We start from the raw sequence: 12335 nt of genomic DNA, 5'->3' as shown, positions 1-12335 counted from the left end.
ACCCTCTCGGGTGCCCCCCGGGGCCCCCCCGCCCCCGGCGGACCTTGTGGTCCGCCCCCTTCTGGAGGATCAGGGTGGCCCGGCCGCGGGTCGGCAGCACGTTCTCCAGCAGGTTCGGCTTGTTGATGGTGCGCCAGACCTGCCGGCCGTACTCCATCGCCTCCTCCTCCGGCACCTCGGTGAAGCGGCGGAAGTAGGAGTTCGGGTCCTGGAAGGCGGTCTGCCGCAGCTTGCGGAAGCGGTCCAGGTACCAGTGCTCGATGTCGTCGGTGCGGGCGTCGACGTAGATCGAGAAGTCGAAGTAGTCGGCCACCGCCAGCCGGGTGCGCCCGTCGCTGCCGGGCAGGGCCGGCTGGAGCACGTTCAGGCCCTCGACGATCAGGATGTCCGGGCGCTCCACGGTGAGCCGCTCGCCCTGCACGATGTCGTACACCAGGTGCGAGTACACCGGCGCGGTGACCCGCTCCTTGCCCGCCTTCACGTCCGCCACGAAGCGCATCAGCGCCCGGCGGTCGTACGACTCCGGGAAGCCCTTGCGGGCCATCAGGCCCCGGCGGCGCAGCTCGGCGTTGGGCAGCAGGAAGCCGTCCGTGGTCACCAGCTCGACCCGCGGATGCTCGGGCCAGCGGGCGAGCAGGGCCTGGAGCAGGCGGGCCGTCGTCGACTTGCCGACCGCGACCGAGCCGGCCACCCCGATGATGAACGGGGTCCGGGTGCGCTCGGTGTCCGGCGTGTCCAGGAAGGTGCCCAGCGTGCCGCGCAGCTCGTGCGTGGCGTGGATGTACAGGTTCAGCAGCCGGGACAGCGGCAGGTAGACGTCGCGGACCTCGTCCAGGTCGAGGGCGGTACCGAGGCCGCGTAGCCGTTCCACCTCCTCGGCGGTCAGCGGCAGCGGCGTACGCTCGCGCAGTGCGCTCCACTCGGCCCGACTGAGGTCCACGTAGGGGGACGGCGACGGGCCGGGCGTGGCGGCGCCCCGCGTACAGAGTTCGGTCAGCACATGCTCCATTGTGAGCCGTGGCGGCGTTCACCGTGGTTGTGGTGTCGGTCACGCACTGTTCGCGGGAATCGGGAAAAGGGCCTCAGAACCGCCCTTATGCTGGCACGCATGTGCGGAATTGTTGGATACGTGGGCGCGCAGTCCGCCCTCGACGTAGTAATCGCAGGCCTGCAGCGACTGGAGTACCGGGGCTACGACTCGGCCGGTGTCGCGGTGCAGGCGCAGGACTCCGACGGGCAGTGGAGTCTGGTCACCGACAAGCGGGCCGGCAAGCTCGCCAACCTGGAGAAGTCGCTCGCCGAGACCCCTCTGCCCGGCGGCACCACCGGCATCGGCCACACCCGCTGGGCCACCCACGGCGGCCCGACGGACGCCAACGCCCACCCCCACCTGGACGACCACCTCCGGGTGGCCGTGGTGCACAACGGCATCATCGAGAACTTCGCCCAGCTGCGGGCCGAGATCGCCGAGCGCGGCCACACCCTCCGCTCCGAGACCGACACCGAGGTCGTCGCGCACCTGCTCGGCGAGGCCTACGACGGCGACCTCGCGGAGGCCATGCGCGTGGTCTGCCGCCGCCTCGACGGCGCCTTCACCCTCGTCGCCGTGCACGCCGACGCGCCGGACGTGGTCGTCGGCGCCCGCCGCAACTCGCCGCTGGTGGTCGGGCGCGGCGAGGGCGAGAACTTCCTCGCCTCCGACGTCTCCGCGTTCATCGCGCACACCCGCGAGGCCGTCGAGCTGGGTCAGGACCAGGTCGTCGAGCTGCGCCGGGACGGCGTCACGGTGACCAACTTCGACGGCACCCCGGCCGACGTGCGCGAGTACCACGTCGACTGGGACGCCTCGGCCGCCGAGAAGGGCGGCTACGACTACTTCATGCTCAAGGAGATCGCCGAGCAGCCGAAGGCCGTCGCCGACACCCTCCTCGGCCGGATCGGCACCGACGGCCGGCTCATCCTCGACGAGCTGCGCATCTCCGACGCCGACCTGCGCTCGGTCGACAAGGTCGTCATCGTCGCCTGCGGCACCGCCTTCCACGCCGGCATGATCGCCAAGTACGCGATCGAGCACTGGACCCGCATCCCCTGCGAGGTCGAGGTCGCCTCCGAGTTCCGCTACCGCGACCCGATCATGGGCCCGGGCACGCTGGTCATCGCCATCTCCCAGTCCGGCGAGACCATGGACACCCTGATGGCCCTGCGGCACGCCCGGGAGCAGGGCGCCAAGGTGCTGGCGATCTGCAACACCAACGGCTCCACCATCCCGCGCGAGTCGGACGCGGTGCTGTACACCCACGCCGGCCCCGAGGTCGCCGTCGCCTCCACCAAGGCGTTCCTGACCCAGCTGGTCGCCTGCTACCTGGTCGCCCTCTACCTGGGCCAGGTGCGCGGCACCAAGTGGGGCGACGAGATCCTCGCCGTCATCAAGGAGCTCAGCGACGCGCCCAAGCAGGTCGAGCAGGTCCTGGAGACCATGGAGCCGGTGCGCGAGCTGGCCCGCTCGCTCGCCGACGCGCGCTCGGTGCTGTTCCTCGGCCGTCACGTCGGCTTCCCGGTGGCCCTGGAGGGCGCGCTCAAGCTCAAGGAGCTGGCGTACATGCACGCCGAGGGCTTCGCGGCGGGCGAGCTCAAGCACGGCCCGATCGCGCTGATCGAGGAGGGGCTGCCGGTCGTCGTGGTCGTCCCCTCGCCGCGCGGGCGGTCGATCCTGCACGACAAGATCGTCTCCAACATCCAGGAGATCCGGGCCCGTGGCGCCCGCACCATCGTGATCGCGGAGGAGGGCGACGAGGCGGTCGTCCCGTACGCGGACCACCTGATCCGCATCCCGGTCACCCCGACCCTGCTCCAGCCGCTGGTCTCCACCGTGCCGCTCCAGGTCTTCGCGTGCGAGCTGGCGACGGCCAAGGGCCACGAGGTCGACCAGCCGCGCAACCTGGCCAAGTCGGTCACCGTCGAGTAGCACGGCGTGGTGCCCCTGCGGTGGCTGTGCCCTACCGCAGGGGTGCCGTGTCGAGCGTGAAGGAGAAGGGGGCGGGCAGGTCGATCGGCTTGCCGAACTCGACCTGCGTGCGGGTGATGTAGTCCTCGCCTTCGGGTTTGGTGAACAGCGTGACCGTGCCCTCACTGCGGTCGACCAGCAGGTAGCACGGGATGCCTGCGGCGGCGTAGCCGCGGCGCTTGGGTTCGCGGTCCTTGTGCGGGTTGATCGAGGTGACCTCGAAGACGAGGAGGACGCCTTCAGTCGGGGCCCAGGAATCCAGATGGTCGAAGTGGCCGGCCGGTACCACCGTGCCGTCGGGGATGAGCCGGCCTTTGGGAGTGACAAGACCCTTGGTGCCTGCGATGTCCAGATCGATCGCGGCGTTCCGGAAGAATTGCTTGTTGAGCTTCGATACCGCACCGTCGTGCGGGCCGTCCGGCGGCGGCGTCACGACGATCTCCCCCTCGATGAATTCGGCCTTGCTCCCCAGCGGGGTGTCCAACTCCAGAAACGGCTGGAGAAGACTGTCCTCGCTCGGCGGGTACTCGACTGCCGGCATGGCGACCATGGCCCTTCCCCCTCCTGTGGGTCCGTGTCGAGCCACAAGCTAGGCGTACGGACCGGCGCCGGTGGGGGATCGAAGTGGTTGTCACTCGAAAGTGTCCCGCAGCTCGGCCTGCCGTGGGGCGGTGGCGCGGGCTAGCGTCGGCGGTACGTCGACTGCTGAAGGAGCCCTCGCATGCGTCATGCCCATCGGGTGGAAGTCGTCCGGGCCGCCGAGGCCGCGCTGATGGCGCGGCTGCCGGAGGGGACGCTGATGCAGCGGGCGGCCGCCGGGCTGGCGGCGACCTGTGCCCGGCTGCTGGCGGGGCGTCGGGGGCGGGTGTACGGCAGTCGGGTGGTGGTGCTGGCCGGCAGCGGGGACAACGGGGGTGACGCCCTGTACGCCGGGGCGGCGCTGGCCCGGCGGGGCGCGCGGGTGACGGCGGTGCTGCTCGCGCCGGAGCGTGCGCACGCGGGCGGGCTGGCCGCGCTGCGGGCTTCCGGCGGGCGGGTGGTGCTGGATCAGGAAGTCGGCCTGGCCGACTTCTCGCGCGCCGACCTGGTGCTGGACGGCATCGTCGGCATCGGCGGCCGGGGCGGGCTGCGGGACGGGGCCCGGCCGTACGCGCGGGCCGGGCGGCGCGGGGTCGTGGTGGCCGTGGACCTGCCCAGCGGGGTCGACGCCGACACCGGCGAGGTGCCGGGCGAGGCGCTGCGCGCGGACGTCACGGTCTGCTTCGGCACGTACAAGCCGGGCCTGCTGGTCGACCCGGGTGCCTCCTACGCGGGCGCCGTCCAACTGGTCGGGATCGGACTGGAGCCGCCCGCGCCGGAGGTGACGGCTCTGCAGCACGCGGACGTGGCGGCGCTGCTGCCGCTGCCGGGCGCCGAGAGCGACAAGTACCGGCGGGGCGTGGTCGGGGTGGCGGCCGGTTCGGCGACGTACCCGGGCGCGGCGCTGCTGGCGGTCGCCGGGGCGCTGCACGGCGGCGCGGGCGCCGTCCGGTACGTCGGCACGGCGGCCGAGGAGGTGGTGCGGCGCTTCCCGGAGGTGCTGGTCACCGAGGGCGGGCCGGCCGGGGCCGGGCGGGTGCAGGCCTGGGTGGTCGGGCCGGGCGGCGGCGAGGGGGCGCGGCAGGCGCTGGCCGAGGCACTGTCGAGCGACGTCCCGGTCCTGGTGGACGCGGACGGGCTGACCGAGCTGGCCCGGCTCGGCCCGGACGCGCTGGCCGGCCGGACGGCCCCCACCCTGCTCACCCCGCACACCGGCGAGGCCGCCCGGCTGCTCGCGGGCGCCGACGGCGCCGCGCCGCCGCCCGCCGACTCGCTGGCCGCCGCCCGGCTGGCCACCGCCCGCCGGCTGGCGGCCGCCTACCGGGCGACGGTCCTGCTCAAGGGCTCCACCACGGTGATCGCCGACCCGGGCGGCGCCGTCCGGGTCAACCCGACCGGCACGTCCTGGCTGGCCACCGCCGGCAGCGGCGACGTCCTGGCCGGCCTGGCGGGCTCCCTGCTGGCGGCCGGCCTGGCGCCGCTGGACGCCGCGTCGGTGGGCGCCTACCTGCACGGCCTGGCGGGCCGCCACGCGGCGGGCGACCCGGGCGCGCCGGTGACGGCGCCGGCGGTGGCGCAGGCGCTGCCCGCGGTGTGGCGGGCGGTGCGGGAGGCGTAGGCCCGGGGCGGGCGGTGCGGTGGGGACGGGCGGTGCGGAACCGATCGGTCCTGCGTGCGCGTCCGGAACAGGGTGACGAGCGGTGCGCCGCAGGTCGGCGCGGTGCCGGGGGCCCTGGCACCGGCCGCCGCACGGACGGGCCGTTCGGCGAGGACTCCGGGATGTCTGGGAGACTGACCCTGATGACAACTGCGAACACGACCGGCACGGCCACCCTGACCGACGGCGTAAGGGCCGAGGCGACCATCGATCTGGCCGCCCTGCGCGGCAACCTCGCCGCGCTGCGCGAGCGCGTCGGCGGCTCGGCGGTGATGCTCGCGGTCAAGGCGGACGCCTACGGCCACGGCGCCGTCGAGTGCGCCCGCGAGGCGGTCGCGAACGGGGTCGGCTGGCTCGGCTGCGCGACGCCCGAGGAGGCGCTGGCACTGCGGGCCGCGGGCATCCGCCCTGAGCAGGCCCGCGTCCTGTGCTGGCTGTGGACGCCGGGCGGGCCGTGGCGGGAGGCGCTGCGCGCGGACATCGACATCTCGGTGAGCGGCCAGTGGGCGCTGGACGAGCTGCTGCCGGCCGTCCGGGAGACCGGCATCCCGGCCCGGGTGCACCTGAAGGCGGACACCGGTCTGGGCCGCAACGGCTGCCAGCCGCACGACTGGCCGCACCTGGTGGCGGCCGCCCGCCGCGCCGAGGCGGAGGGGCTGCTGACCGTGGTCGGCGTCTGGTCGCACTTCGCCGCCGCCGACGAGCCGGGCCACCCGTCGATCCAGGCCCAGCTGGACTCCTTCCACGCGGCGCTGGCCCGGGCCGAGGCCGCCGGGCTGCGCCCGGAGGTGCGGCACCTGGCGAACTCGCCGGCCACCCTGCTGCTCCCGCAGTCGCACTTCGACCTGGTCCGTACCGGCCTGGCCGCGTACGGGCTGTCGCCGGTGCCGGAGGTCGGGTCGCCGGCCGACTTCGGGCTGCGCCCGGTGATGGCGCTGACCGCGCGGCTGGCGCTGGTCAAGCACGTTCCGGGCGGGCACGGGGTCAGTTACGGCCACCACTACGTGACGCCGGGCCCGACCACGCTGGGCCTGGTCCCGGTCGGCTACGGCGACGGCATCCCGCGGCACGCCAGCGGCACCGGCCCGGTGCAGATCGGCGGCAAGTGGCGCACGATCGCCGGCCGGGTCGCGATGGACCAGTTCGTCGTGGACCTGGGCGGGGACACCCCCGCGATCGGCGACGAGGTGCTGCTGTTCGGCAACGGCGAGCAGGGCGAGCCGACCGCCGAGGACTGGGGCCGGGCCTGCGGCACCATCTCGTACGAGATCGTGACCCGGATCGGCGCCAGGGTCCCGCGCCGCTACCTGGGCGGCAGCCGCACCGAGGGCCCGGGCGCATGACGGAGGGACCGGCCGAGAGCGGCCCGGTCGCGGCGGTGGCCAAGGCGGCCGGCGCGGCCTCCGGGGTGAGCCGGGCCGGTGTGATCGGGATCTCGGTCGGCGTGCTGGCGGCCGGGGCGGCCGCCGGGGTGGCGATAGAGCGGCTGACCGTCGGCCGGGCGACCCGCCGCCGGGCCCGGGCCGAGCTGGACGCCGAGGCCCCGTACGGCTCGCTGCGCGGGCGCCCGCGGACGGTGGCCGCGCCGGACGGCACCGAGCTGTACGTCGAGCTGGACGGCACCGGCCCCGAGCCGGACGGCGGCACCTCCGGCGCCGAGCCGCTGACCGTGCTGTTCTGCCACGGCTACTGCCTCAACCAGGACAGCTGGCACTTCCAGCGGGCCGCGCTGCGCGAGGGACTGCGGCTGGTCTTCTGGGACCAGCGCAGCCACGGCCGCTCCGAGCGCTCCCGCTCCTTCCTGGCCGGCGAGCCGGCCAGCATCGACCAGCTGGGCGGCGACCTCAAGGCGGTGATCGACGCCGTCGCGCCGACCGGGCCGCTGGTGCTGGTGGGCCACTCGATGGGCGGCATGACGGTGATGGCGCTGGCCGACCAGCACCCGGAGCTGTTCCGGGAGAGGGTCGCCGGGGTGGCGCTGATCGGCACGCTGGCGGGGGACTGGAACGAGGTCAGCCTCGGGCTGCCGTCGGCCGGCGCGAAGCTGTTCAAGAAGGTCGCGCCCGGGGTGATGCGGCTGCTGGGCCGTCAGGTCGAGCTGGTGGAGGCGAGCCGGCGGCTGGGTGCGGACGTCGCCGCCGTCTTCTACCGGAGGTTCTCCTTCGGCGGGCGGGACGTCGACCCGGGCGTGGTGCGGTTCGCCGAGCAGCTGCTGGACGCCACCCCGATCGACGTGGTCGCCGAGTTCTACCCGGTGTTCGCCGCGCACGAGAAGTACGCGGCGCTCGCCGCCCTGAGCGGCCTGCCGACGCTGGTGCTGGCCGGTACGAAGGACCTGCTGACGCCGTCGGCGCACAGCGAGGCGATGGCCGAGCGGCTGCCCGGCGCGGAGCTGGTGCTGGTGGAGGGCGCCGGGCACCTGGTGATGCTGGAGCGCCCGGAGCTGGTCGACCACGAGCTGGTGGCGCTGCTGCGCCGGGCCGCCGGCTTCGCCGCCGCCGCGCCGCCCCCGGCGGTCCTGGACGGCCCCTGACCCCTTCCGGCGCGCGCCGGGCCGGCGATGTGGCACGGTAGCGGTGGCGGCCGGCGGTCGGCACGCCGGTACGGACCGAAGGGCAAGACACGCGCATGGGCTCGCACGCCACTCTCACCGTCCCCACCCCGGAGCGGATGGGCCGGCTCGGCCGGGAGCTGGCCGCGCTGCTGAGGCCCGGGGACCTGGTGCTGCTCTCCGGTGAACTGGGGGCGGGGAAGACCACGCTGACCCGGGGCCTGGGGGAGGGGCTGGGGGTCCGCGGGGCGGTGACCTCGCCGACCTTCGTGATCGCCCGGGTGCACCCGTCGCTGGTCGGCGGCCCGGCGCTGGTGCACGTGGACGCGTACCGGCTCGGCGGGGACCTGGACGAGATGGAGGACCTCGACCTGGACGTCTCGCTGCCGGAGTCGGTGGTCGTGGTCGAGTGGGGCGAGGGCAAGGTCGAGCGGCTGTCCGAGGACCGGCTGGAGGTGCGGATCGAGCGCGCCCTCGGTGACACCGCCGACGAGGACGATCTGGACCCGCGCCGGGTGGTGCTGACCGGCCTCGGTCCGCGCTGGGCGGGTGTCGCGCTGGAGGCGCTCGGCTGAGGCCCGCGCCCAGGTGTGCGCCGTTTTGCCGACAGGCTGTCGGGAAGTGTTGCGGGCGGGGTGCCGGGCGTGGTGGGATGGGTGCTGCGGTTAGGTCTGCCTAACTAGGGAGGCGCCATGTCGAGCACCACCCCCGCCCCGAAGCGCGCCGGGCACGGCGCCGGGGCCGGAGAGTCCGCCCGCCGCGTCCAGGGGGCGCCGATGCGGGCGCTGCTGGCCGCCTGTGCGGCCGCCGAGGCGGTGTCCACCCCGCCCGAGCCGGAGCCCCGGCGGGCCGAGGAACCGGAGACGGGCACACCCCGCGCGGCCTGACACGCCCGAGCCGGGCTCAGGCGACCACGACCACCTTGGTGCCGTTCGGCGCGAAGTCCCAGAGCAACTGGCCGTCCGGGCGGCCGCTGCGGATGCCGCCGGTCTTGGCGTTCGGCTCGGTGGTCGGGGTCGCGCCGTCCACGGCGGCGCTGAAGCCGAACACCACGCCGTTCTGCTGCGCGAAGCGCACCACGTGCTCGATCTGCTTGCCGTCCGTCCCGGTGGTCGTCGGGGTGCGGCTGTAGACCGAGTAACTGCCCGGAGCCGGCTCGACCGAGCCCGGGGTGACCGGGAAACCGGGCGTGACCTGTGGGTTCTTCTTCGGGTCGATCAGCCAGACGTAGTGGCTGCTGATCGAGTAGACCACCCTGGTCCCGCTGCCCGAGATGGTCGGCAGCGGCGGGACCGTCGGGGTGGCCGAGGCGCTCGGCGTCGCGGAGGCGGCCGGCCCGCTGGACGTCGTGGTGCTGGCGGTCGGCTTGGCGCCGGCCGCCCGGTCCTGAGCGCCGTTGGCCTGGAAGGCCAGCAGGCTCACCACCGCCAGGGCCCCCAGGGTCAGCCCCGTGACCACCACACCAGGACCCATCTTCGCCACGTGCCGCTCCCGCCGCCGTCCCTTTACGTACGGCCCCATCGTGCCAGGTCCGTCCGGCCGGGTCGCGGCGCCCCGGATGTGTGTTCCTGGATGGCACACCTGGTCGATCGGCCGGTCGGACGAACGGCGGTCTAACCTTGACCCGTGCTGCTGCTCGCGTTCGACACCGCTACCCCCGCCGTCACCGCCGCCGTCCACGACGGCACGGCCGTCCTCGCCGAGACCCATCAGGTCGACGCCCGGCGCCACGGCGAACTGCTCCTGCCCGCGATCGACCAGGTCCTGCGGGCGGCCGGCGTCGACAAGCACCGGCTCACCGGCATCGCGGTGGGCGTCGGCCCGGGCCCGTACACCGGCCTGCGGGTCGGCCTGGTGACCGCCGCCGCGCTCGGCCACGCCCTCGGGCTGCCGGTGCACGGCGTCTGCACCCTGGACGCGATCGCCCACCAGGCCCGCGCCGAAGGCCTGGCCGGGCAGCCGTTCACGGTGGCCACCGACGCGCGCCGCAAGGAGGTCTACTGGGCCTCCTACGACGCCGACGGCCACCGCACCGAGGGCCCCGGCGTGGACCGCCCCGCCGAGCTGGCCCCGCAGCCGCGCTCGGTCGGCGCCGGCGCGCTGCTCTACCCCGAGAGCTTCCCCGGCGCGCACGGCCCCGAGCACGTGTCGGCCGGCGCCCTGGCGGGCTTCGCCGCCGCCGAGCTGGCGGCCGGCCGCGAGCTGCTGCCGAACGTCCCGCTGTACCTGCGCCGCCCGGACGCCCAGGTGCCGGCTGCCTTCAAGAATGTTCTAGGGGGCAAGGCGGTGCTCCCGGCGTGAAGCACGGCACCACCCTGCGCCCGATGCGCTGGTGGGACATCGCGCCGGTGATGGAGCTGGAGCTGCGGCTCTTCCCCGAGGACGCCTGGTCCACCGGGATGTACTGGTCCGAGCTGGCCGAGACCCACCCCGGCGGCACCCGCCACTACACCGTCGCCACCACCGCGGACGGCGCCATCGTCGGCTACGCCGGGCTGATGGCGATCGCCGGCGAGGGCGACGTCCAGACCATCGCCGTCGACCAGCGCCACCAGGGCGCCGGCCTCGGCGCGGCGCTGCTCACCGACCTGATCCGGGAGGCCGCCCGCCGCGGCTGCGCCGAACTGCTGCTGGAGGTACGGGTGGACAATCCGCGCGCCCAGCAGCTGTACGAGCGCTTCGGCTTCCAACCGGTGGGCATCCGGCGCGGCTACTACCAGCCCGCCAACGTCGACGCGCTGGTGATGCGCCTCGACCACCCCAGCACTGACCCGAAGGACCTTAAGGACACCCGCCATGGCTGACGAACCGCTCGTCCTCGGCATCGAGACCTCCTGCGACGAGACCGGCGTCGGCATCGTGCGCGGCACCACGCTGCTGGCCGACGCGGTCGCCTCCAGCGTCAACGACCACGCCCGCTTCGGCGGCGTCGTCCCGGAGATCGCCAGTCGCGCCCACCTGGAGGCGATGGTCCCGACCATCCAGCGCGCGCTGGACACCGCCGGCGTCAAGGCGAGCGACCTGGACGGCATCGCGGTCACCGCCGGCCCCGGCCTGGCCGGCGCGCTGCTGGTCGGTGTCAGTGCCGCCAAGGCGTACGCCTGGGCGCTGGACAAGCCGCTGTACGGGGTCAACCACCTCGCCTCGCACATCTGCGTCGACCAGTTGGAGCACGGCCGGCTGCCGTCGCCGACGATGGCGCTGCTGGTCTCCGGCGGGCACTCCTCGCTGCTGCTCAGCGAGGACATCACCAGCGACGTCCGCCCGCTCGGCGCGACCATCGACGACGCGGCCGGCGAGGCCTTCGACAAGGTCGCCCGGGTGCTCGGCCTGGGCTTCCCGGGCGGCCCGGTGGTCGACCGCACCGCCCGCGATGGCGACCCCAAGGCGATCGCCTTCCCACGTGGCCTGAGCGGCCGCAACGACCCCGCGTACGACTTCTCCTTCTCCGGTCTGAAGACCGCCGTTGCCCGCTGGGTGGAGGCCAAGCGCCGGGCCGGCGAGGAGGTGCCGATCGCCGACGTGGCGGCGTCCTTCCAGGAGGCCGTCACCGACGTGCTCACCCGCAAGGCCGTCAAGGCGTGCCGGGACAACGGCGTCGACCACCTGATGATCGGCGGCGGGGTGGCCGCCAACTCGCGGCTGCGCGAGATGGCCCAGCAGCGCTGCGACCGGGCCGGCATCCGGCTGCGGGTGCCCCGGCCGGGCCTGTGCACCGACAACGGCGCGATGGTGGCCGCGCTGGGCTCCGAGATGGTGTGGCGTGACCGCACGCCGTCCGCGCTCGACCTGTCCGCCGACTCCTCGCTGCCGGTGACCGAGGCGCACGTGCCGGCTGCGGACGTCCGGCACGGCGACGTCCACGGCCAGGCGTACCAGGCCCTCACCGGCGGCGCCGAGTGACCGTCGCCGCGATGTGGGAGGCCCGCGCCGCCGCCGGCCGCGGGGCCGAACTCGCCTCCTGGGTACGGGAGGTGGCGCTGCCCGCGGTGCGCGGTTCGGCCGGGCTGGTCCGCACCGAGCTGCTCGGCGCGCCCGGCGAACGGGTGCTGCTGATCACCTGGTGGACCGGCGAGCCGGTGCCGGTCGCCGACCCGCCGGCCGACCTGCTCGGCCGCCCGGTGCACCGCTGGTCCTTCACCAGCGAGCACGTCGAATAGGCGCTGTCCGGGAACCGCCGCCCCGACCGCTACCGTGCATAGCTGAGAAGAAGCTGGACGGGAACCGGGAGCGCGCTGCGGTGAACAGGGACGGTCGGAGCAGGACCAGGACGTACGCGGTGGGGGCGCTGGCCCTGCTGGCCCTGGCCACCGGATGCGGCGACAACGGGGGCGCCGCCGCCCCGGCGGCGGCCGGCGGCAGCTCGGCGGCCACGCCCCAGCCCGCCGGCGGCGGCGCCGTGCCGACCAGCCCGGCCGGCGCGCCCACCACCGCGGCCCCGGGCGCCGGGGGACCCGCGGCCCCGGCGCCCAAGGACCACAAAACGCCCGCCCCGCCCCCCCCCCCCCCCCCCCCCCCACCCCAAACACTCGCAAGCGCGCCCC

At 74.7% G+C, this 12335-nt stretch carries 13 protein-coding genes and 1 pseudogene; 11 read left to right on the top strand and 3 right to left on the bottom strand.

Translation table 11 applies throughout. From position 1 onward, the window contains the following. Positions 1 to 1009: type I pantothenate kinase (coaA, locus tag ACFV6I_RS25145; RefSeq protein ID WP_380427737.1), on the bottom strand; the 1009-nt coding region annotated here is incomplete at its 3' end. 99 nt (positions 1010 to 1108) lie between these two features. Here coaA and glmS point away from each other — a divergent pair. Further along, positions 1109 to 2965 (top strand): glutamine--fructose-6-phosphate transaminase (isomerizing), encoded by a 1857-nt coding sequence (gene glmS, locus ACFV6I_RS25140; protein ID WP_079135822.1) that lies wholly within the window; start codon positions 1109 to 1111, stop codon positions 2963 to 2965. A gap of 31 nt (positions 2966 to 2996) precedes the next feature. On the opposite strand, the gene ACFV6I_RS25135 is transcribed toward glmS, so the two are convergent. Then, positions 2997 to 3554 carry a Uma2 family endonuclease gene (locus ACFV6I_RS25135; RefSeq protein ID WP_380427735.1) on the bottom strand — a complete coding sequence of 186 codons (558 nt, stop codon included), beginning with the start codon at positions 3552 to 3554 and terminating at the stop codon, positions 2997 to 2999. A 171-nt stretch (positions 3555 to 3725) separates the two neighbouring features. Here ACFV6I_RS25135 and ACFV6I_RS25130 point away from each other — a divergent pair, with 171 nt between their 5' ends. The 5 genes from ACFV6I_RS25130 (at position 3726) to ACFV6I_RS25110 (ending at position 8678) form a co-directional block, all read left to right on the top strand. Continuing rightward, a complete protein-coding gene (locus ACFV6I_RS25130) occupies positions 3726 to 5201 on the top strand; it encodes an NAD(P)H-hydrate dehydratase (protein ID WP_380427733.1) in 1476 nt (491 codons plus the stop codon). A 182-nt stretch (positions 5202 to 5383) separates the two neighbouring features. After that, positions 5384 to 6583: an alanine racemase gene (gene alr, locus ACFV6I_RS25125; RefSeq protein ID WP_380427731.1), complete on the top strand. Its 1200-nt coding sequence runs from the start codon at positions 5384 to 5386 to the stop codon at positions 6581 to 6583. Further along, positions 6580 to 7773, top strand: coding sequence for an alpha/beta fold hydrolase (locus tag ACFV6I_RS25120; RefSeq protein ID WP_380338785.1), 1194 nt, complete (start codon positions 6580 to 6582; stop codon positions 7771 to 7773). Before alr ends, ACFV6I_RS25120 begins: the two co-directional genes overlap by 4 nt. A 95-nt stretch (positions 7774 to 7868) precedes the next feature. Next, positions 7869 to 8366: a tRNA (adenosine(37)-N6)-threonylcarbamoyltransferase complex ATPase subunit type 1 TsaE gene (gene tsaE / locus ACFV6I_RS25115; RefSeq protein ID WP_063348988.1), complete on the top strand. Its 498-nt coding sequence runs from the start codon at positions 7869 to 7871 to the stop codon at positions 8364 to 8366. 117 nt (positions 8367 to 8483) lie between these two features. Next, positions 8484 to 8678, top strand: a complete 195-nt coding sequence (locus tag ACFV6I_RS25110) for a hypothetical protein (RefSeq protein WP_063348989.1) — start codon at positions 8484 to 8486, stop codon at positions 8676 to 8678. A gap of 16 nt (positions 8679 to 8694) precedes the next feature. Here ACFV6I_RS25110 and ACFV6I_RS25105 read toward each other — a convergent pair whose 3' ends face one another. Next, positions 8695 to 9264 (bottom strand): hypothetical protein, encoded by a 570-nt coding sequence (locus ACFV6I_RS25105; protein ID WP_063351335.1) that lies wholly within the window; start codon positions 9262 to 9264, stop codon positions 8695 to 8697. A gap of 153 nt (positions 9265 to 9417) precedes the next feature. Here ACFV6I_RS25105 and tsaB point away from each other — a divergent pair, with 153 nt between their 5' ends. From tsaB to ACFV6I_RS25080, 5 genes and pseudogenes are all read left to right on the top strand, one after another. Beyond that, a complete protein-coding gene (gene tsaB, locus ACFV6I_RS25100) occupies positions 9418 to 10092 on the top strand; it encodes a tRNA (adenosine(37)-N6)-threonylcarbamoyltransferase complex dimerization subunit type 1 TsaB (protein WP_063348990.1) in 675 nt (224 codons plus the stop codon). Positions 10093 to 10115: 23 nt separating this feature from the next. Continuing rightward, the gene (gene rimI / locus ACFV6I_RS25095) at positions 10116 to 10595 is read left to right on the top strand and encodes a ribosomal protein S18-alanine N-acetyltransferase (protein WP_063351336.1); all 480 of its coding nucleotides are present in this window, start codon (positions 10116 to 10118) and stop codon (positions 10593 to 10595) included. After that, positions 10588 to 11694 carry a tRNA (adenosine(37)-N6)-threonylcarbamoyltransferase complex transferase subunit TsaD gene (gene tsaD, locus ACFV6I_RS25090; RefSeq protein WP_380427728.1) on the top strand — a complete coding sequence of 369 codons (1107 nt, stop codon included), beginning with the start codon at positions 10588 to 10590 and terminating at the stop codon, positions 11692 to 11694. The genes rimI and tsaD overlap by 8 nt, the downstream gene beginning before the upstream one ends. A gap of 11 nt (positions 11695 to 11705) precedes the next feature. Further along, complete coding sequence (locus ACFV6I_RS25085) at positions 11706 to 11951, top strand: hypothetical protein (RefSeq protein ID WP_380427726.1); 246 nt, start codon at positions 11706 to 11708, stop codon at positions 11949 to 11951. An 80-nt stretch (positions 11952 to 12031) separates the two neighbouring features. Then, positions 12032 to 12335 (top strand): annotated as a pseudogene (locus ACFV6I_RS25080) (hypothetical protein); the annotation flags it as partial.

The sequence above is a fragment of the Kitasatospora sp. NPDC059803 genome (genome assembly GCF_042732255.1).
Classification (GTDB): Bacteria; Actinomycetota; Actinomycetes; order Streptomycetales; family Streptomycetaceae; genus Kitasatospora.
Note: the sequence above shows the minus strand (reverse complement) of the source record. Positions and strands in the feature narration are given on the sequence as shown.

What these genes read in the sequence shown, in the direction of transcription:
- rimI (WP_063351336.1), top strand. Translation starts at nt 10,116, where the DNA reads ATGCGCTGGTGGGACATCGCGCCGGTGATGGAGCTGGAGCTGCGGCTC.
- glmS (WP_079135822.1), top strand. Translation starts at nt 1,109, where the DNA reads ATGTGCGGAATTGTTGGATACGTGGGCGCGCAGTCCGCCCTCGACGTA.
- ACFV6I_RS25135 (WP_380427735.1), bottom strand. Translation starts at nt 3,554, where the DNA reads ATGGTCGCCATGCCGGCAGTCGAGTACCCGCCGAGCGAGGACAGTCTT.
- ACFV6I_RS25085 (WP_380427726.1), top strand. Translation starts at nt 11,706, where the DNA reads ATGTGGGAGGCCCGCGCCGCCGCCGGCCGCGGGGCCGAACTCGCCTCC.
- ACFV6I_RS25105 (WP_063351335.1), bottom strand. Translation starts at nt 9,264, where the DNA reads ATGGGTCCTGGTGTGGTGGTCACGGGGCTGACCCTGGGGGCCCTGGCG.
- ACFV6I_RS25120 (WP_380338785.1), top strand. Translation starts at nt 6,580, where the DNA reads ATGACGGAGGGACCGGCCGAGAGCGGCCCGGTCGCGGCGGTGGCCAAG.
- ACFV6I_RS25130 (WP_380427733.1), top strand. Translation starts at nt 3,726, where the DNA reads ATGCGTCATGCCCATCGGGTGGAAGTCGTCCGGGCCGCCGAGGCCGCG.
- tsaD (WP_380427728.1), top strand. Translation starts at nt 10,588, where the DNA reads ATGGCTGACGAACCGCTCGTCCTCGGCATCGAGACCTCCTGCGACGAG.
- alr (WP_380427731.1), top strand. Translation starts at nt 5,384, where the DNA reads ATGACAACTGCGAACACGACCGGCACGGCCACCCTGACCGACGGCGTA.
- tsaE (WP_063348988.1), top strand. Translation starts at nt 7,869, where the DNA reads ATGGGCTCGCACGCCACTCTCACCGTCCCCACCCCGGAGCGGATGGGC.
- ACFV6I_RS25110 (WP_063348989.1), top strand. Translation starts at nt 8,484, where the DNA reads ATGTCGAGCACCACCCCCGCCCCGAAGCGCGCCGGGCACGGCGCCGGG.